Raw genomic sequence first — 19,382 nt, forward strand, 5'->3', positions numbered from 1 at the left:
GGGCGGCTGATCTGCTGGTTCGCCGTCACCCCGCCCCTGATCCCGGGAGTTCTCCGTGCCCGCCCGCCGCACCACCCTGTCCGCCGCCACCGTGTTCCTGATATGCGCGCTCGCGCTGGTCGGCTGGCTGATCGGCGGCCGCGACCACCAGTCGACCGGCCCCAAGCCCGGTGGCGGCGCTGTCGCCGGGGCCACCGGCACCAGCCCGCTGCAGAACCCGGACGGCACCAAGCCCGGCCTGGCGCCGCTGACCACCCCCGAGGAGCGGAAGGCCGGCCGGGACGTCATCGCCAAGGTCGCCACCGCCGCCGTCGGCACCAAGGACGGCTACGACCGCAACGAGTTCGGCCCCGCCTGGACGGACAACGTCGACGGCGTCCCGTTCGGCGGCAACAAGTGCGACACCCGCAACGACCTGCTCGCCCGGGACGGCACCGGCGTCGAGCACAAGGACGGCTCGGACTGCACGGTCACCGCGATGACCATCTGGGACCCGTACACCGGCAAGAGCGTCCAGTGGACCAAGCAGCAGGCCTCCAAGATCCAGATCGACCACGTGATGCCGCTCTCCTACGACTGGCAGATGGGCGCCAGCAAGTGGGACAAGGCCAAGCGCGTCCAGATCGCCAACGACCCGCTCAACCTGATCCCCGCCGACGGCTCGCAGAACGCCTCCAAGGGCGACTCCGGCCCGGCCGCCTGGCTGCCCGCCGACACCGGGATCCGCTGCTCCTACGCGGTGCGCTTCGCCCAGGTCTCGCTGAAGTACCAGCTGCCCGTCACCGACGCCGACAAGAAGGCCATGCTCCAGCAGTGCGACGGCTGACGGACCGTTGACCCCGGCCGGGGGCGGGTGCGATGTGCTTCGGACGCAGGTCGGATGGTATTCGTGGGCGGTGCCCCCGATCACTTCCCGGTTCCCCCGCTCGTCCGGGCGCGCCGTGCCCGCCCTCGCCGCCGTCCTCGCCCTCGCGCTGTCGAGCGGCTGCACGGGCGGCGTCGCCCGGCCTCCGCTGGACGAGCGGGTCGCCGCCACCGCGACACCCGCCCTGCGCGCGCTCTACGACCAGCACATCGACTGGCAGCCCTGCCCCGGCGACGACGGCACCGACCCGGACACGGCCGTCGTGCGGTGCGCCACCCTCAAGGTGCCGCTGGACTACGCCGACCCGGGCGGCCGCACCATCGACGTCGCTGTCACCGAGGTGCCCGCCGCGGACCGCGAGCACCGGCTCGGGGCCCTGCTGCTCAACCCCGGAGGGCCCGGCAACTCCGGTGTCAAGATGGTCCGTTGGGGCTGGAAGAACTATCAGGGGCCGCTGCACGACCGCTACGACCTGGTCGGCTTCGACCCGCGCGGCACCGGCGACACCGTCCCGGTCCAGTGCCTGGACGACTCCACGCGCGACGAGTGGGACGCCACCGACGACCCGGGCTACGGCCGCGGCCGGGTCCTCGCCGAGGCCTGCGAGGCCCGGCACGCCGACCTGCTCCCGCACCTCGGCACCCGTGACACCGCCCGCGACCTCGACGTGCTGCGCGGCGCCCTCGGCGAACGCCGCCTGGACTTCCTCGGCTTCTCCTACGGCACCCACCTCGGCGCCCGCTACGCCGAGGAGTTCCCCGAGCGCACCGGCCGGCTCGTGCTCGACGGCGCCGTCGAGCACGGCGTCCCCACCGCCCGGCTCGGCATCGAACAGGCCGCCGCCGCCGAGGACGGGTTCCGGGCCTTCGCCGCCGACTGCGCCACCGAGGACGGGGACTCCTGCCCGTTCGGCCCCGACCCGGCCACCGCCCCGCAGCGCCTCGCCCGCTTCCTCGACGGCCTGCGCGAGCACCCGCTGCGCACCGCCGACGGCCGTACGCTCACCGCCGCGCTCGGCTGGGGCGCCGTCCTGGACGCGCTCGCCGACGGCCACCAGTCCTGGTCCGGGCTGCGCGACGCCATCGAACCGGCCGTCACCCGGGGCGAGGGCGAGAACCTGCTCGCCCTCGCCGACAGCGTCTACGGACGCGGCGAGGACGGCCGCTACCAGAGCGTGGCCGACGCCTTCGCCGCCATCTCCTGCGCCGACGGCCCGCCGCCGCCCACCGCCGCGGAACTGCGCCCGGCCCTCGCCGAACTCGCCGCCCGCGCCCCGCTGACCACCGGGCACGACCCGGCGGGCACCCTGCTCGTCCCGGACTGCCGGGCCTGGCCGTACCGCTCGCCCGAGGCGCCGCAGCCCGTCCGGGCGCAGGGCAGCGCGCCGGTCCTCGTGATCGGCTCCACCGGCGACCCGGTCACCCCGTACGCCTGGGCGCAGCGGCTGGCGGGCGGGCTGGAGCACGGCGTGCTGCTCACCCGGGACGGCGACGGGCACATGGCCTACTACCGGAGCAGCTGCGTCCGGGACGCGGTGGCCGCCTACCTGGTGGACGGACGGCTGCCGGAGGCGGACACCCACTGCGCGACCGACTGAGGACGGGCGGCCGGGGACGGCGGAGGGGGCGCGCCGCGCGAACGCGGCACGCCCCCTTCGGGGTTGCGGGCCCACCGTCAGTTGGTGGGGGCCGTCAGGTTGTAGAAGGTGGTCGAGCCGATGGTCTCCGCGGTGAAGTGGGCGGCCACCCAGGACGCGATCCGGGCGGACTCGTTCTGCTGCCCGCCCTCGTCGCCGCCCGCGCCGCCGAAGCCGCGGTGGGAGCCGCCGGCGCCGATGAACCAGTGCACCTTGCCCTCCTGGACGTACGTCCGGAAGCCGTCCAGGGTCAGCGAGGGGTCGGTGCCGTTGAAGCCGCCGAGGGCCATCACCGGTTCGCCGGTGGCGAGTTGGTAGCCGGCGGCGGTCTGCGAGCCGATCGTGGCGGCCGCCCAGGTGTAGTGGTCGGCGTTCTCCTTCAGCATGGCGGCGACCTCGTCGGTCACCTTGGGGCCGTCGAGCAGGCCGCCCATGCCGCCGGGGGGCGGGCCGCCGGCGGTGGCGCCGCCGGGGAGGCCGTCGGTGCCCGTGCCCTCGGGAACCTGCGCGCCGGGGAAGCCGGTGCCGCTGCCGGTGCCGTTGCCGCGCTCGTGGCGGCCGTTGCCGTGGTCGGTGCCCGCCCCCGTGCCGCTGCCCGGGAAGCCCTGGCCGCCGGGGAAACCCTGGCCGTTCTGCCCGCCCGGGAGGCCCTTGCCGCCCTTGCGCCCCGTGCCGCCCGGTCCGAACGCGCCGTCCACGCCCGGCCCGGCGGTCACGATCGAGCCGGTGTGCGGGGTGTTCACGGTGTCCACCGCGTACGCCGCCGGACCGCCGAGCGCCGCCGCCAGGCCCACCAGGCCCGCCACCGAGGCGATCCGCGCGCCGGTCCGGCCGGAGAACCGCCCGGTCGGCGACCCGGCGGCCGGCGAGCCGACGACCAGCGGACCGGCGGCCAGCGCCGCCGCCGCGAGCAGCCCGCCGACCAGCACCGCCCAGCGCAGCCACGGCACGAAGTCCGGGCTACGGCCGAGCAGCACGAACGCCCAGACCGCCGTCACCGCGAGCGTCCCGGCCAGCACCAGCGCCCGGGGCAGCCGGTGCCGGGCCCGCCACAGGCCGTCCACACCCATGCCGACCAGCGCCGCGACGGCCGGGGCCAGCGCCACCGTGTAGTACTGGTGGAAGATCCCGGACATGAAGCTGAAGATCAGCGCGGTGGAGAGCAGCCAGCCGCCCCAGACCAGGAAGGCCGCGCGGGCGGTGTCGGTGCGGGCGTAGCGGCGGGTCGCCCAGAGGGCGGCCACCAGCAGGATCAGCGCGGCCGGCAGCAGCCAGGCGATCTGTCCGCCGATGTCGGTGCCGAACATCCGGGTCAGCCCGGTCCGGCCCCAGCCGCGACCGCCGCCGCGCATCGCACCGCCCGGCAGGTCGAGCCCGGCCGGCATCCGGGCGCCGCCGCCCACGCTGCCGGTCTCGTCGCCGTTGATCCGGCCGAGGCCGTTGTAGCCGAAGGTGAGCGAGAGGAAGCTGTTGTCCTGCGAACCGCCGACGTACGGGCGGGCGGAGGCGGGCAGCAGCTCGACGACCGCCACCCACCAGCCGCCGGCCACGACCATCGCCGCGCCCGAGAGCAGCAGCTGCCGCACCCGCCGCCACAGGCCGGTGGGCGCGACGACCAGGTAGATCACCGCGAACGCGGGCAGCACGAGGAAGGCCTGCAGGGTCTTGGTGAGGAAGGCGAGGCCGAACACCACCCCGGTGAACACCAGCCACCGGGTGCCCGCCGCCTCGACCGCGCGCACCAGCCCGTACGCGGCCAGCGTCAGCAGCAGCACCAGCAGCGCGTCCGGGTTGTTGAAGCGGAACATCAGCGCCGCGACCGGGGTGAGCGCCAGCGCGGCGCCCGCCAGCAGGCCGCCGAGCGGGGAGAAGCGGCGGCGCACCGTCGCGTACAGCACGCCGACGGTGGCCGCTCCCATCAGCGCCTGCGGGGCCAGCACCGACCACGAGGAGAGGCCGAAGATCCGCGCCGACAGGGCCATCGGCCACAGCGAGGCCGGGGGCTTGTCGACGGTGATGAAGTTCGCCGCGTCCGAGGACCCGAAGAAGAAGGCCTTCCAGCTCTGGGAGCCGGCCTGCACGGCGGCCGAGTAGAAGGAGTTGGCCCAGCCGGAGGCGCTCAGGCCCCACAGGTAGAGGACGGTGGTCGCGGCCAGCAGCGCCAGCAGGGCCGGGCGTACCCAGCGCGGGTCGTCCGCGCGCCCGCGCCAGGCGCGGGCCGGGAGGGTGCGCAGCCGGCCGGACCAGGACGCCGGACCCTTGGGGCCGGTGGGCGGCAGGGGCTGCTCGGGGAAGAGCGGCGCCGGGTCCGGCCGGGCCGGGCCGGGCGGCACCTCCGGCGGCGGGTGGTTCGCGGCCTCGGGCCACGGTTCGCCGGCCGGAGGGGAGTAGCTGCTCGTGGTCATGCGCCATACGGTGGGTGGCGCGGCTGAGAGAACCGTGAGACGGGGCTGTGAGGCGCGTGTGATCCGGAACGTCAGGCGGATGGCGGCATGGTGAGGTGCTCGCCCAGCCACTCCAGGGCCGGGGGGATCTCCCGGGTCCAGGTGTGGAAGTTGTGGCCGGCGGTGTCCAGGGTGATGGTGGACATCTTGGTCGGGGCCTTGAAGGCGGCGACCATGGCCTCGGTCTCGTCGCGGTTGTTCTCGTCCTTCGCGGTGGTCAGCAGCAGTGAGACCGGGGCCGGCGGCTGGTTCTTCAGCCGCCACAGCAGGTCGTTCTCCTGCTTCAGCCGGTCGTTGCCGCCGAAGAGGTCACCGGTGGTCGCGTCGTGGGCGGCGCTGTAGTAGCCGGAGAGGGCGACCGCCGCGCGGTAGGAGTCGGGCTTGCGCAGCGCGAACTTGAGCGCGCAGTAGCCGCCGGTGGAGTTGCCGATCACCGCCCGGTTGGCCGGGTCGGTGCCGATCCGGTACGTGGTGGCGAGGGCCTTGGGCAGGTCGGTGGTGAAGAAGGTCTCCACCTGGGGGCCGTTCGGCACGTCCACGCACTCGGTGTCCCGGTCGCCGACCAGGGTGGGGCGGGTCATCACCAGGACGGTCGGCGGCAGCTTCTTCTGCTCGATCGCGTTCAGCGTGGACGCCGGGTACTGCATCAGCGAGATCAGCTTCTCCGGAGTGCCCGGGTAGCCGGTCAGCACCAGGGCCATCGGGAAGCGCTGCTTGGCGTAGTCCGGCTGGAAGTACTGCGGCGGCAGGTAGACGTACGCCTCGGTGGTCAGACCGCTGCCGGCTCCTTTGACGTCGACCTTCTGGATCAGGCCGGAGCGCTCCGGGTCCGAGCCCTGGGCGGAGTAGAACCTCTGCTCGCCGGTGACGGCCACCCCGGAGGCGTTGGGCTGGTGGTCGACCACCGTGCCGAGCCCGCCGCTGGTGCCGAGCAGGTCGGTCCAGGAGCTGTAGAAGCCGAAGTAGCTGTTGGCGATCAGGCCCATCGCGGCCAGGACCGACACCTGGGTGGCGAGGAACGCGCCGATCCGGCCCAGCCACGCCTTCCAGCCCTTCCCGCCGAACCGCGGCCAGAGCCACATGGTGGCGGCGAAGACGGCGATCGCGAGGAGGGAGGCGATGATCTGGAGCGGGAGTCCGGTGAGACTGAGCACGAGCCCGATCGTAGTTGACCTCCGTGGAGGCCCCGGGGCGGCCCCTTCCGATGATCGTCCTTATCGGGTTGACCCGGATGGTTCGTGCTCGGCAGCATGCCGCCCTGACGCGTACGGGGAGTGCGCGGCGGATGACAGTGGGGTGGGGTCGTGAAGTCGATGCGGTGCGCGGGGTCTTCGGGTGGGGCGGGTCTGGCGGTCGGCGGGGTGCTGCTGCTCGCGGCCTGCTCCGGCGGGGGTGGTGGTGCCGCCGCGCCGAGCGCTTCGGCGACGGTCGTGCCGAGCGCCTCGGCGACGCCGTTCGGGACGACGCTCGCGCAGTCCCTGGAGCCGGTCGGCACCGGGCTGTCGAAGGTGGCCGCGGCGACGACCGTGAAGGAGGTCGAGACCGCGCTCGCCATCGTGGAGTCCAGTGCCGACCGCGCGGTCCGGAGCCTGAAGGCAGCCGGCGCACCGGACGGGGTCGACGCGGCGCGCACCGAACTGGTGACGGGCCTGAACACGCTCTCCTCCGAGGCGCTGACGATCCGCACCGACCTCAACCTCAAGAAGTACTGCACCGTCGGCGTCATCCAGGCACAGCTCGGCGGCGGCCAGGGACTGGTGGCGGTCCCCGCCGCGCTCGCCAAGCTGGCGACGGCCGGCCAGCCGGCCGCCCTCACCGTTCCGCAACTGCCCAAGCCGCAGCCGCAGCCGCGGGCCCAGGAGAACGGTTCCCCGGTCCGCGACGGCGGGAACCGCGGCAAGGGGGAGCTGACCTTCACCAACAACGGGGACGTGGACGCCGTCGTCTCGGTCGTCCAGGACGGCCAGGCCGTGGCCTCGATGTACGTGGTCAAGGGGCAGAAGGCCACCATCGAGGGCATCACGTCGGGCTCGTACGCCTTCCACTACACCACCGGAGTGGACTGGGACGCCGACGTGAAGCAGTTCACCCAGGACTGCCGGTTCGTCAAGGTCGGTGACAAGTACGAGTTCGAGCCGTCCGGGACGACCTGGACCGTCAAGCTCCGCGCGGAGGGCGGCGAGGGCACCGGCAATTCTGCCTGGCTGACCGCGGCCACCGCCCCGCAGCCGTAGCCGCCGCGTAGCCTCTGCCCGTAACGGGCATACCGGGACGGGTCGTTGCCTTCGGATGGCACGACCCGTGCCGGGCAGTGGCGAGTTCGGTCACAATCCTTGACCTCTTGAAGTGGCCATGGCACTTTCGTGCGGCGCGGGCGTCGGCGACCAGTCGTACACCCCGCGATCCCCCACAAGGAGAGCCATGTTCAAGAGATTTGTCGCGGTGGCCGGTACCAGTGCCGTCGTCGCGGGCGGGCTGGCCTTCGCCGCCGCCCCCGCGCAGGCCGTCCAGGCGGCCGACCTGACGTCCACCATCGCCCTGAGCAACTGCTCGGCCTCGCTGGTCCGTTACCCCACCTCGGTGGCCGGCGACCGCGCGCTGATGCTCACCAACGGGCACTGCCTGCCGACCATGCCCTCGGCCGGCCAGGTGATCCAGAACGCCACCGCCAGCCGCAGCGGCACCCTGCTGAACGGCGCGGGCAACAGCCTGGGCACCGTCCAGGCCGACAAGGTGCTCTACGCGACGATGACCGGCACCGATGTCGCGCTCTACCAACTCACCGACACCTACGGGTCGATCAGCTCCAAGTACGGCGCCACCGCGCTGACCATCAGCGACTCGCACCCGACCGACGGCGCGTCGATGTACATACCCTCGTCGTACTGGAAGCAGGTCTGGAACTGCTCCGTCAACGGCTTCGTGCCGACCCTGCGCGAGGACGAGTGGACCTGGCACGACTCGCTGCGCTACAGCTCCGGCTGCAACACCACGCACGGCACCTCCGGCTCGCCGATCGTCGAGTCCGCCAGCGGGCGGATCATCGGCATCAACAACACCGGCAATGACGACGGCGCCATGTGCACCCTCAACAACCCGTGCGAGGTGGCCGCCGACGGCACCACCAAGGCCTTCAAGGGCCAGAGCTACGGCGAGGAGACGTACTGGTTCACCACCTGCCTGAACTCCAGCCGGGCCATCGACCTCAACGTCTCCGGCTGCCTGCTCACCAAGCCGGCCGGCAGCGGCACCGTCTCGGTGACCAACCCGGGCAACCAGTCCACCGTCGTCGGCGGTGCGGTGAACCTCCAGATCGGCGCCTCCGGTGGCACCGCCCCGCTGTCCTACGCCGCGACCGGCCTGCCCGCCGGGCTGTCGATCAACTCCTCCACCGGCGTCATCGCGGGCACCGTCTCCACCGCGGGCAGCTCCACCGTGACCGTCACCGTCACGGACGCCGCGGGCACGTCGGCCTCCACCTCCTTCGCCTGGGCGGTCTCCACCGGTGGCGGCAGCTGCACCCCGGCGCAGCTGCTGGGCAACGCGGGCTTCGAGACCGGCACCGCCACCCCGTGGACGACGTCCAGCGGCGTGGTGGACAACAGCTCCTCGCAGGCGGCCCACGGCGGCTCCTGGAAGGCGTGGCTGAACGGCTACGGCTCGACCCACTCGGACTCGCTGTCGCAGACGGTGAGCATCCCGTCGGGCTGCAAGGCGACGCTGAGCTTCTGGCTGCACATCGACACCGCCGAGTCGGGCAGCACCGCGTACGACAAGCTGACCGTGTCGGTCAACGGCACCGCGCTGAAGACCTACTCCAACGTGGACGCCGCGGCCGGCTACCAGCAGCGCACCTTCGACCTGTCGGCCTACGCGGGCCAGAGCGTCACCGTGAAGTTCGCCGGGACCGAGGACGCCTCGCTCCAGACCAGCTTCGTGATCGACGACACCTCCGTCCAGACCGGCTGACCAGGTAACGCCCAAGGGGCGGTGGCCGGTTCGACGGTCACCGCCCTCGGGTGCGCACCGGCCTATGCTGGTCGGATGATCAAGCCGATAGAGCTGGTGATTTTCGACTGCGACGGCGTCCTGGTGGACAGTGAGGTGATCGCCGTCCGGGTGCTGGTGCGCCTGGGGGCGGAGCACGGCTGGCCGCTGACCGAGGCGGAGGCGATCGAGCTCTTCGTCGGACGGTCCGAGGCCGCCAACCGGGCGACGGTCGCCGAACGGCTGGGCGCCGAGACGGCCGTCCTGTGGAGCAAGCGCTTCGTCGAACTGCACGCCGACGCGGTCGACGCCGGGCTGACCCCCGTGGCCGGCCTCCCGGAAGCCCTGGCCGCGATCCCCCTGCCCACCTGCGTGGCCTCCAGCGGCACCCACGAGAAGATGCGCCACACCCTGGGCCGCACCGGCCTCCACGACCACTTCGCCGGACGGATCTTCAGCGCCACCGAGGTCGCCCGCGGCAAGCCCGCGCCCGACCTCTTCCTGCACGCCGCGCGTTCGATGGGCGTCGACCCGGCCGCCTGCGTGGTGGTCGAGGACAGCCGGCCCGGCGTCGAGGCCGCCCGCGCCGCAGGGATGCGCGCGCTCGGCTACGCGGGCGGCGTCACGGCCGCGGAGCGGCTGGCGGGGCCGGGCACCGTGGTCTTCGACGACATGCGGGACCTGCCCGGCCTGATCGCCGCGGGCGCGGTTCACCCGGGCTAGCGGCTCGCCCGACGGCACCCCGAGCGCTATATTGAACACGTTCAAACAGGGCTCGGGTTGGGGGACGCATGGGCGTTGGGGCGCGCAGGGTGATCACGTGCATGGCGACCTGGGCGGTGCTCCTGGTGGTGGTGCTCCCGCTTCCGCTGCTCCCGGGCCGCTGGGGGGACATGGACCACCAGCGGGCCCTGGGCCTCCTGTGGTGGCTGCTCGCCTTCATCGTCCCGTTCGTGACCTGCGCCGCCAACCGGCGCTGGATCCACGCCAATGAGCGGAAACCCGGGGGAGCCGCGCGCCGAGCCTGACGCCGGGCCCCGGCGGCCGTCGGTCCGGCGGCAATTCGGTTGCCCGGCGCGGCCGGCGGGTGGCAGGGTCGGGCACCATGGCCTCCTCCCGCAAGCTGCACCCCGACGAACTGGACATCGACGAGGCCCTGGTGCGCCGGATGGTCGCCGAGCAGTTCCCGCAGTGGGCCGGTCTGCCGGTCGAGCCGGTGGAACCGGCCGGGACCAGCAACGCGATGTACCGGCTCGGGGCGGAGCTGGTGGTGCGCATCCCGCGGATCCCCGGGGTGGTCGAGGAGATCGCCAAGGAGGACGTCTGGCTGCGGCGCCTGGCCCCGCGGCTGCCGGTCCCGGTGCCGGGCCCGCTGGCCGTGGGCGGGCCGGTCGACGGCTGCCCCTGGCCCTGGTCGGTGCTGCGCTGGCTGGACGGCGACACCCCGGACGCCGGGCGGCCGGCCGAACCCGAGCTGCTGGCCCGGGACTTGGCCGGCTTCGTGACCGCGATGCGCGGGATCGACCCGGCCGGCGCGCCCGCCGCCTACCGCAGCGAGTCGCTGGCGGACCGGGACACCGGGACGAGGAAGGCGATCGCGGCCGTGCCGGACCTGGTCGACGTCGCCGCAGCGACCGCCGCCTGGGAGCACGCCCTGGCCACCCCCGCGCCCGCCGGCCCCCCGGTCTGGATCCACGGGGACCTCCAGCCCGGCAACCTGCTGGTGTCCCCGGACGGCCGGCTCGCCGCCGTCATCGACTTCGGCTGCGCGGGCCTGGGCGAACCGGCCGTCGACCTGATCCCCGCCTGGTACGTCCTGCCCGCCGCCGCCCGCGGGGCCTTCCGCGCGGCCGCGGCCCCCGACGACGCGGCCTGGGACCGCGCCCGCGGCTGGGCCCTGTCCGTCGCGTTGATGGAAGTCTCCTACTACCGGGACAGCGACCCGAGGATGACCGCCATCGCCCGCCACGTGATCGCCGAGGTGCTGGCCGAGCACGCGTCCCCGTCCGGTGGCCGTCGCCCGTAGGCCTCCCGGCGTGCGTCGTGCTCCGGGGATCCCGCCCGGGACCGGCCGGCGCCGTCTCCCGTTCAGTCCTCGGCCAGGGCGGCGTCGACCGCCGCCTCGGCGTGCAGCCGGGTGGTGGGGAAGACGGGCACCGGGCTGTCCTCCGGCCGGACCAGCAGTTCGATCTCGGTGCAGCCGAGGACGATCCCTTCCGCGCCCCCGGCCACCAGTTCCCCGATCACCCGCCGATACGCTGCCCGGGACTCCGCGCGGACCAGTCCGACGCACAGTTCCTCGTAGATCACCCGGTGGACCAGGGCGCGCGAGTCCGCCTGCGGCACCAGGACGTCCAGGCCGCCTGCCGCCAACCGGCCGCGGTAGAAGTCCTGCTCCATCGTGAAGGCCGTCCCGAGCAGCCCGACCCGTCGCAGGCCCGCCGCCCGGACGGCCGCCGCCGTGGTGTCGGCCAGGTGCAGCAGGGGGATGGAGGACGCCGCCGCGACCTGGTCGGCGACCTTGTGCATGGTGTTGGTGCAGATCAGCAGCAGGTCGGCGCCCGCCGCCTCCAGTGACCGGGCCGCGCCGGCGAGGACCTCGCCGGCCTCCTCCCATCGGCCGGCCGCCTGTAGCCGCTCGATCTGCGCGAAGTCGACGGAGTAGAGCACGAGTCGGGCGGAGTGCAGTCCGCCGAGGCGCTCGCGGGTGAGCCGGTTCAGCAGGCGGTAGTACTCGGCGGTGGATTCCCAGCTCATGCCGCCGATCAGGCCGATGGTCTTCATGGGGCTATTTATAAGCCAGGGGCGAAATATAAGGCAAGGCCATAAGGGAAACTTTGACTACTCCCCTCGGGGTACCTGGTGCTGCCACTCCCGGGCGAACACCACCGAGCCCGCCTCCAGCGCCCGCAGCTGGATGACGCTGATGAAGTGTTCGGCGTCGCAGCGCAGTTGGGTGCGGGTCTGGACGGTGACGTCCCAGCCGATGTCGGGCCGCTCCAGACGGACGGTGCGGTCGGTGCGGGCCTGGGCGCTGAGCGGGGCGCCGGTGAGCACCCGGTAGGCGGTGACGGTGTGTTCGTCGCGGACCAGGCCGTCGGGGTGGGTGCGGGTGCCGTCGGTGGCGGGGGAGAGCTCGGCGCGCCACTCGTGGCGGCCGATGTCGTGCACGGTGAGGTGTTCGGGCCGGACGGTGAGCGGTTCGGTGAGGTGGATGTCGAGCGGTGCGGGCAGCACCGGGGGCTCGAAGGTGACGGGCGGGGCGCCGACGTCGGCGGCGAGGTGGCGCACCGGCAGGCTCAGGGTGGAGCGGGACGGGTCGACGCCGTACCCGGTGTCCTCCGCGGGGGGCCAGACCCAGGGCCAGTAGACCGAGGAGAGGGCGAGCCGCAGCCGGTGCCCGGCCGGGACCGTCCAGGCGCAGGCCGCGAGCTCGACCTCGGCGTCGGGCCCGTCGGCGACCAGGAAGCCCCGGGTGACCAGCTCCGAGGTGCCGTCCGGGCCGACCGCGCACAGCCGCACCGTCACCTGGACGGGTGCCCCGTCCTCGCGCAGCCGCAGCCGGACGGTCGGGGCGCCGAGCAGCTCGACGGGTTCGGGCAGCGGCTGGGAGTCGAAGCAGACCGAGCGGCCGTCCTCCTCGCGCTGGTCCGGCGGCCGGTCGGCGGGACGGCCGTGGGGGACGTAGGCGCCCGCGTTGAGGCCGGTGTGCTGCGGGGACCGGACCGGGACGTACCGGTCGTGGGAGGCGGTGCCGGCGGTGCGCAGCGGCCCGTCCAGGCCGTAGTGGATCTCCCGGACGTCGGGGGAGGGCCAGGCCTCGTCCCCGGTCCAGCGGGTGGAGAGCCAGGCGCGCAGGGCGGGTTCCTTGAGGGCGCCGGTGTCGATGCCGCGCAGCCAGTGGTCCCACCAGCGCAGGGTGTCGGGCAGGGCGGCCTCGGGCAGGCCGTGCGGCCAGGGTCCGATCAGGGCGTGGGCGGTGGGGGACTCGGCGAGCAGCCGCAGCACGAAGGAGCAGGACGGGTCGCCCCAGCCGGCCACGGCGAGGGTGGGCACGGACACCGGGACGGTGCTCGCGCGGGGTGCGAGCCAGTCGTCGACGGGCGGCTGCAGCGCCTCCAGCCGGGCCAGCCAGGCGGCCCGCCAGGCGTCGCCGACGTGCCGCGGGTCCGGTGGCAGGGCGGCGTCGGCGACCAGGGTGGTGAGCCGGGTGTGCAGGTCGGCGGCGAGCACGGCCCCGCCGAGCCGGTGGCCGCCCTCGGGGCAGGCGGTGACGACGGCGCCGACGGTGCCGGGGGTGCGGGCGGCGAGCCGCAGGGCGGTGGTGCCGGCGGTGCCGGTGCCGAGCAGGCCGAGCCGGCCGTTGCACCAGGGGCGGCGGGCGAGCCAGTCGACCACGGCGGCGCCGTCGGCCAGCTCCTGTTCGCCGCCGGGCTCACCGGGGATGCCCTCGGAGTTGCCGTGCCCGCGGGTGTCGACCCGGACGGCGGCGTAGCCGTGGCCCGCGTACCAGGGGTGGCGGCGGGCGTCCTCGGCGGCGGTCCGGTCGGTGAGGCGGCCGCCGGAGTACTCCAGCAGCGCGGGGCCGGGCTCGTCACCGACCGGCCGCCACAGCCGGGCGGCCAGCCGGGTGCCGTCGGGCAGCGGGATGTGCAGGTCCTCGCGGGTGGTGTGGAAGGGGTAGGACGGCATGGCCGCTCCCATCGGTCCCTGGCGTCGGCCTTCCGACGGTTCGGTATTTCCGACAGTAGGGGAGGGAGCGGCCCTTTTCCTGATGAGAGGGGCCTGATGAGAGGGGCCTGATGCGCGGGGCCTGATGAGAGGGGCCCCGGTGGGGGCGTCCCCGGTCAGGCCTTGCTCAGCCAGGCGGTGGCGTTGAGGGCGAGGGCGGCGTCGGTGCCCGCCGGGTCGTCCCAGCCGTTGTACAGGGTGTTGCCGGACTGGCCGGTGCCGTCGTCGATCGGGGAGCTGTCGCCCCAGATCGCGACCCGGCCGGAGCCGAAGGTGCTGGTGACGAAGAACGCGCCGGTGTTGCCGCTGTAGCCGGTCCGGTAGACCAGGCCCTTGACGCTCGGGTTGTCGGCGGGCTTGAGGGTGAAGGTGGTGCCGTTGCGCAGGATCGAGCCGGTGACGGTGCCGAAGGGGCCGTGCAGCACCGGGTCGGTCGGGGCGTCGGCCGCGCGCGGGTTGTCGGTGGTGATGTTGAGCAGGTCGACCGAGAAGCCGAAGGGGTCGTTGTTGTTCACCCCGTTGTTGGTCAGCAGGTCGTTGATGATCTTCGGGGAGTCCCAGCCGTCGTTGTTGCGGTCGCTGTTGTTGTGGTCGGAGACCAGGAAGAGCCCGCCGCCGTTCTTCACGAAGTTCATGATCGCGGCCTTCTCGCCCGCGGAGAAGCGCGTGTTGGGCTCCGGGATCACGAAGGTGTCGAAGTTGGCGAGGTCGAGCGCGGCGCCGGTGCCGTAGCTGATGGTGGACCCGGCGGGGAGGGTCTTCAGGCTGTACTGGCCGGTCTTCTGGAGGGCGACGCCCCAGGCGGACAGGGCGCCGGTCCAGCTCTTCTCGGTGGTGGGGTCGGCGTTCTGGGCCAGCGGGTCGGGCTGGCTGGTGCTGATGATCCAGTCGGCGTTGCCCGCGGTCTCGGCCTTGCTGTTGTCGAACAGCACCCGGTGCGGGGTGGCGCCGACGGTGGCGGTCCTGGCGGCGGGCGCGGCGGGCGCGGTGAGTGCGGCGGGGCCGGGCGCGGCGGTGGCGGCGGGGGTGGTGAGACCGGCCGTGAGCAGGGCCGTTCCGGCGAGGGCCGCGGCGGTTCGGATGCGGATCGTCATGTGCCGTTCCTCCGTGGGGAGTTGAGGGGGCAGCGCTCAGGTTTTCGCGCGTAGAACGGGAGTATCCGCGCGTAGAGCGCCGGGTGAAAGCCCTCCGAGGTTACGAAGCCTTGTACGGGTCGTGACGATCTCCGGGAGGGGGGTGGAAGCCGGGGGAGACCGGGGGCGGACGAATCCGTAATTGCGCATGACTTGCAACTGCGCGCACCGAGGCGGAAAGATGGCCCAGCTTCGACCGCCCGACCGAAAGGACACGACGATGACCGCCCCCCGCTGGCGCGACCGGCTCACCCGTGAGGAGTGGATCCGCCTGGCCGGAATGGGCGGATTCATCCTCGCGCTCCACGTCATCGGCTGGTTCACCCTGCTCGCGGTGGTCGAGCCCGAGCACTACGACGTCGGCGGCCAGGTGTTCGGCGCCGGCATGGGCCTGACCGCCTACACCCTCGGCATGCGGCACGCCTTCGACGCGGACCACATCGCCGCCATCGACAACACCACCCGCAAGCTGATGGGCCAGGGCAAGCGGCCGCTGTCGGTCGGCTTCTGGTTCTCGCTCGGGCACTCGTCGATCGTCTTCGGCCTCTGCGCGCTGCTGGCCCTCGGCATCCGCTCGCTGGCCGGCCAGGTGGAGTCCGACGACTCGACGCTGCACGAGATGACCGGCCTGATCGGCGTCGCCGTCTCCGGCACCTTCCTGCTGCTGCTCGGCCTGATCAACCTGGGCGCCTTCAACGGCATCCTCAAGGTCTTCCGCCGGATGCGCGAGGGCGACTACGACGAGGCGGAGCTGGAGCGCCAGCTGGAGCGGCGCGGGCTGATGAACCGCATCCTCGGCAGGGTCACCAGGGCCGTCACCAAGCCCTGGCACATGTACCCGGTGGGCCTGCTGTTCGGCCTGGGCTTCGACACCGCCACCGAGGTGTCCCTGCTGGTGCTGGCGGGCGGCGCGGCGGCCTTCTCGCTGCCCTGGTACGCGCTGCTCACGCTGCCGATCCTGTTCGCGGCCGGAATGAGCCTGCTGGACACCATCGACGGCTCGTTCATGAACTTCGCGTACGAGTGGGCCTTCTCCAAGCCGGTCCGCAAGATCTACTACAACCTGACCGTCACCGGGCTGTCGGTGCTGGTCGCGCTGGTGATCGGCTCGATCGAGCTGATCGGCCTGCTCGGCGAGAAGCTGGACATCACCAGCGGTCCGGTCGCCTGGATCGGCGCACTGGACCTCAACTTCGTCGGCTACGCCATCGTCGGACTGTTCGTGCTCACCTGGGCCGCGGCGATCGCCTACTGGAGGCTCGGCAACGTCGAGGAGAAGTGGTCGGCCGGGCTGGCCGCCGCTTCCGCCGCCGGTGCTGCCTCCGCCTCCGCCTCCGCGAAGTCCGAGTAGGGCGCGCAGGACCGAGGGGCCGGTGACCGGGGGTTCGGTCACCGGCCCCTCGGGGCTTTCCGGGGGCTTTCCGGGGGCCGCGCGGGGCGGGCGCCGCGGCCGCGCTACTTCAGCGCGGCGAGCACCGCCTGGGCCATCACCTGCTCGCCGGTCGCGTTGGGGTGGAACGGCACGGCGGGCGAGCCGGGCAGCGCGCCCTCGATCCAGCGGTCGTCCGAGCAGACGTCGTGCCCGAGGGTCGGCGTCGCGGTGTCCACGTAGGTCGCGCCGTTCGCGGCCGCGGTGGACTTCAGCGCGGCGTTCAGCTTGTTGAGCACGCCGTACATGTACTCGACGTCGCCCGGCGTCACCGGCTGGCGCAGGACGCACTTCGAGCCCTCGGCGGGCAGCACGGACGGGTAGCCGACCAGCAGCACCCTGGCCCCGGGCGCCTTGGCGTGGATGCGCTTGAGGGTGTCGGCCAGCTGCGGGGCGATGGTGGTGCGGATCCGCTCGGCCAGGTCGTCGGTGCCGTACTGCCAGGACATGCTGCTCCAGTCCCAGTGGCCGTGGTGGTAGACGTCCTTGCAGGGCGTGCCGAGCGGGTTGACGACGGCGCCGGCGATGCAGGTGGCGACCAGTTCGCCGAGGCCGAGGTCGCTGGCCGCGAGGTCGTTGCCGCCGATCCCGAGGGTGACCAGGTCGGTGTCGGCGGTCACCGCGTCCAGCTGCGGGTCGTTGACCCTGATGAAGGCGTCGTACTGGGGCTGCGTCATCGCCTTGATCTTGGCCGCGGAGCAGGTGACGTCGGTGTACCGGCCGGACTTGAGGGCGGCGGCGACCAGGTGGCCGTAGTTGCGGTCGGAGCGCAGGCACAGACCGGCCGACTGGCCCGGCACGCCGGCGCCGGCGGCGTAGGAGTCGCCGAGCGCCACGTAGTGCTTCGGCGCGGCGCCGGCGGCCTGGGCGCTGCTGGAGGTGAGCGCGAGTGCGGCGCCGAGAGCGACGGCGGCGAGCGCGGTGGAATTCCGGAGGTGCCGGGATTTCCGGGCAGGGCGGAGCACGATTCCTCCTGGGGGAGAGAAACGACGGGTGGGGGTCGCATCGAGCCGGGCCACAGCTACTCGCAGGTAAGTTACTGCCAGGTTTCCCGGACGTCCATGGTTTGCGCGGAAATTGCCGACATTCCGTCAGGCGGGCCCGGACGGAATTCCGCATTTCGCCCCACCGGGTGCCGAACGGCTATCGCACGGCTCTCGAACGGCTATCGCGCCACTGCCGGCGGCAATTCCGAAACGGCCCGGAGCGGAATTCAGGCGGGCGGTTGTTACCCGCCGGTTGACCGGACGTCACCGCAGACCGCAGTATCGGGCGCACAGCGGCGGCGCGTCCCGGACGCGCCGCCACCGCGAGCCCCGACGGAGGACTGCGCATGGCCCTGGACGCCGACGTCATCGTCATCGGAGCGGGCCTCGCGGGCCTCGCCGCCACCGCCGAACTCGCCGACGCCGGACGGAAGGTGATCCTCCTCGACCAGGAGCCCGCCGCCTCCTTCGGCGGTCAGGCGCACTGGTCCTTCGGCGGCCTCTTCCTGGTCGACTCGCCCGAGCAGCGCCGGATGCGGATCCGCGACTCGCACGCCCTCGCCCTGCGGGACTGGCTCGGTACGGCCGGCTTCGACCGGCCCGAGGACGCCTGGCCGCGCCGCTGGGCCGAGGCGTACGTGGACTTCGCGGCGGGCGAGAAGCGCTCCTGGCTGCACGGCATGGGCGTGCGGTTCTTCCCGGTGGTCGGCTGGGCCGAGCGCGGCGGCTACCTCGCCGACGGGCCCGGCAATTCGGTGCCGCGCTTCCACATCACCTGGGGCACCGGGCCGGGGCTGCTGGCGCCCTTCGTCCGGCGGGTCCGCGCCGCCGCCGCGCGCGGCCTGGTGGACCTGCGCTTCCGGCACCGGGTCACCGGGCTGTCCGCCACCGCGGGCGCCGTCGACACCGTCACCGGCGAGGTGCTGGTGCCGAGCCCGGCGGGCCGGGGCGAGGCCAGCTCGCGGGAGGCCGCCGGGAGCTTCGAGCTGCGCGCCCAGGCCGTGATCGTCACCTCCGGCGGCATCGGCGGCAACCACGACCTGGTCCGTAAGGCCTGGCCGGCCCGGCTCGGCACCCCGCCCGCCAGGCTGCTCTCCGGGGTGCCCGCGCACGTGGACGGACTGATGCTGGAGGTCGCCGGCCGGGCCGGGGCCAGCCTGATCAACGGCGACCGGATGTGGCACTACACCGAGGGCATCGAGAACTGGGACCCGATCTGGGCCCGGCACGGCATCCGCATCCTGCCCGGCCCCTCCTCGCTCTGGCTGGACGCCCGCGGCAAGCGGCTGCCCGTCCCGCTGTTCCCCGGCTTCGACACCCTCGGGACGCTCGACCACATCATGTCCACCGGGTACGAGTACACCTGGTTCGTGCTCAACCAGCGGATCGTCGAGAAGGAGTTCACCCTCTCCGGCTCCGAGCAGAACCCCGACCTGACCGGCAAGTCGGTGCGCGGTGTGCTCGGGCGCGCGCTGCCCGGCGCCCCCGGCCCGGTCCAGGGCCACCTGCGGCACGGCCGGGACTTCGTGGTCGCCCGCGACCTCGCCGACCTCGCCCGGGGCATGAACGCCAGGACCGGCGAATCGCTGATCGACCCGGACGAGCTGCGCCGCACCGTCGAGGACCGCGACCGGCAGCTGGCCAACCCCTTCGCCAAGGACCTCCAGGTCACCGCGATCCACGGGGCCCGCCGCCACCTCGGCGACCGGCTCATCCGCACCGCCGCCCCGCACCGCATCCTCGACCCGGGCGCCGCGCCGCTGATCGCCGTCCGGCTGAACATCCTGACCCGCAAGTCGCTGGGCGGACTGGAGACCGATCTGTCCTCCCGGGTGCTGCGGCCGGACGGCGAGGTGCTGCCGGGGGTGTACGCGGCCGGCGAGGCCTCCGGGTTCGGCGGCGGGGGCGTGCACGGGTACCGCTCCCTGGAGGGGACGTTCCTGGGCGGCTGCCTGTTCTCGGGCCGTACGGCGGGACGGGCGGCGGCCCGGGCGGTCGGGTAGCGCCGGCCGTCGGACGGCGGGGCGCGAGGCGTGGGGCGCGGGCGCGGGCGCGCGAGGTGGGAGGGGTCCCTGTCGAAGCGCCCGCGGTCCGGGTCCGTCCCGTCCGGGTCCGACCCGCGGCCCGGGCGCCGGCGGGGTGACAGGTACAGTGCGGAGGCCGGTGCGCAG

13 protein-coding genes and 3 pseudogenes are annotated in these 19,382 nt (G+C 73.5%); 10 read left to right on the forward strand and 6 right to left on the reverse strand.

The window, feature by feature from the left end:
- Window positions 1-55 precede the first annotated feature (55 nt).
- The gene (locus tag ACZ6EM_RS27325; protein WP_465773445.1) at window positions 56-826 is read left to right on the forward strand and encodes an HNH endonuclease family protein; all 771 of its coding nucleotides are present in this window, start codon (window positions 56-58) and stop codon (window positions 824-826) included.
- A gap of 70 nt (window positions 827-896) precedes the next feature.
- On the forward strand, window positions 897-2,462 hold the full coding sequence (locus tag ACZ6EM_RS27330) for an alpha/beta hydrolase (protein WP_401054890.1): 1,566 nt from the start codon (window positions 897-899) through the stop codon (window positions 2,460-2,462).
- 77 nt (window positions 2,463-2,539) lie between these two features.
- Here the strand turns inward: ACZ6EM_RS27330 and ACZ6EM_RS27335 are convergent, their stop codons facing one another.
- Window positions 2,540-4,906, reverse strand: a complete 2,367-nt coding sequence (locus tag ACZ6EM_RS27335; RefSeq protein WP_465773446.1) for a glycosyltransferase family 39 protein — start codon at window positions 4,904-4,906, stop codon at window positions 2,540-2,542.
- A gap of 71 nt (window positions 4,907-4,977) precedes the next feature.
- The gene (locus ACZ6EM_RS27340; protein ID WP_452177249.1) at window positions 4,978-6,099 is read right to left on the reverse strand and encodes an alpha/beta hydrolase; all 1,122 of its coding nucleotides are present in this window, start codon (window positions 6,097-6,099) and stop codon (window positions 4,978-4,980) included.
- Between the two features lie 150 nt (window positions 6,100-6,249).
- Here ACZ6EM_RS27340 and ACZ6EM_RS27345 point away from each other — a divergent pair, with 150 nt between their 5' ends.
- The 6 genes and pseudogenes from ACZ6EM_RS27345 (at window position 6,250) to ACZ6EM_RS27370 (ending at window position 10,958) form a co-directional block, all read left to right on the forward strand.
- Entirely contained in the window at window positions 6,250-7,179 is a 930-nt protein-coding gene (locus ACZ6EM_RS27345) for a hypothetical protein (protein ID WP_401049527.1), read from the forward strand.
- A gap of 187 nt (window positions 7,180-7,366) precedes the next feature.
- Window positions 7,367-7,984: pseudogene (locus tag ACZ6EM_RS27350) on the forward strand (trypsin-like peptidase domain-containing protein); the annotation flags it as partial.
- A 210-nt stretch (window positions 7,985-8,194) separates the two neighbouring features.
- Window positions 8,195-8,914 (forward strand): annotated as a pseudogene (locus tag ACZ6EM_RS27355) (Ig domain-containing protein); the annotation flags it as partial.
- A gap of 75 nt (window positions 8,915-8,989) precedes the next feature.
- Entirely contained in the window at window positions 8,990-9,655 is a 666-nt protein-coding gene (locus tag ACZ6EM_RS27360) for an HAD family hydrolase (protein WP_465773447.1), read from the forward strand.
- A gap of 101 nt (window positions 9,656-9,756) precedes the next feature.
- Complete coding sequence (locus tag ACZ6EM_RS27365) at window positions 9,757-9,960, forward strand: hypothetical protein (protein ID WP_465773448.1); 204 nt, start codon at window positions 9,757-9,759, stop codon at window positions 9,958-9,960.
- 77 nt (window positions 9,961-10,037) lie between these two features.
- On the forward strand, window positions 10,038-10,958 hold the full coding sequence (locus tag ACZ6EM_RS27370; protein ID WP_465773449.1) for an aminoglycoside phosphotransferase family protein: 921 nt from the start codon (window positions 10,038-10,040) through the stop codon (window positions 10,956-10,958).
- A 62-nt stretch (window positions 10,959-11,020) separates the two neighbouring features.
- Here the strand turns inward: ACZ6EM_RS27370 and ACZ6EM_RS27375 are convergent, their stop codons facing one another.
- The 3 genes and pseudogenes from ACZ6EM_RS27375 to ACZ6EM_RS27385 all read right to left on the reverse strand — a co-directional run.
- Entirely contained in the window at window positions 11,021-11,716 is a 696-nt protein-coding gene (locus ACZ6EM_RS27375; protein WP_465773450.1) for an aspartate/glutamate racemase family protein, read from the reverse strand.
- Between the two features lie 57 nt (window positions 11,717-11,773).
- The gene (locus ACZ6EM_RS27380) at window positions 11,774-13,624 is read right to left on the reverse strand and encodes a CocE/NonD family hydrolase (protein ID WP_452177245.1); all 1,851 of its coding nucleotides are present in this window, start codon (window positions 13,622-13,624) and stop codon (window positions 11,774-11,776) included.
- Between the two features lie 158 nt (window positions 13,625-13,782).
- Window positions 13,783-14,757: pseudogene (locus ACZ6EM_RS27385) on the reverse strand (hydrolase); the annotation flags it as partial.
- A 259-nt stretch (window positions 14,758-15,016) separates the two neighbouring features.
- Between ACZ6EM_RS27385 and nicT the strand changes: the two are divergent.
- Window positions 15,017-16,147 (forward strand): Nickel transporter NicT, encoded by a 1,131-nt coding sequence (nicT, locus tag ACZ6EM_RS27390; protein ID WP_401053605.1) that lies wholly within the window; start codon window positions 15,017-15,019, stop codon window positions 16,145-16,147.
- Window positions 16,148-16,251: 104 nt separating this feature from the next.
- Here nicT and ACZ6EM_RS27395 read toward each other — a convergent pair whose 3' ends face one another.
- Entirely contained in the window at window positions 16,252-17,190 is a 939-nt protein-coding gene (locus tag ACZ6EM_RS27395) for an SGNH/GDSL hydrolase family protein (RefSeq protein ID WP_465773451.1), read from the reverse strand.
- Window positions 17,191-17,558: 368 nt separating this feature from the next.
- Between ACZ6EM_RS27395 and ACZ6EM_RS27400 the strand changes: the two genes are divergently transcribed.
- Window positions 17,559-19,214: an FAD-binding dehydrogenase gene (locus ACZ6EM_RS27400; RefSeq protein WP_465773452.1), complete on the forward strand. Its 1,656-nt coding sequence runs from the start codon at window positions 17,559-17,561 to the stop codon at window positions 19,212-19,214.
- Window positions 19,215-19,382: the final 168 nt, after the last annotated feature.

This window comes from Kitasatospora sp. NPDC041917 (genome assembly GCF_055589745.1).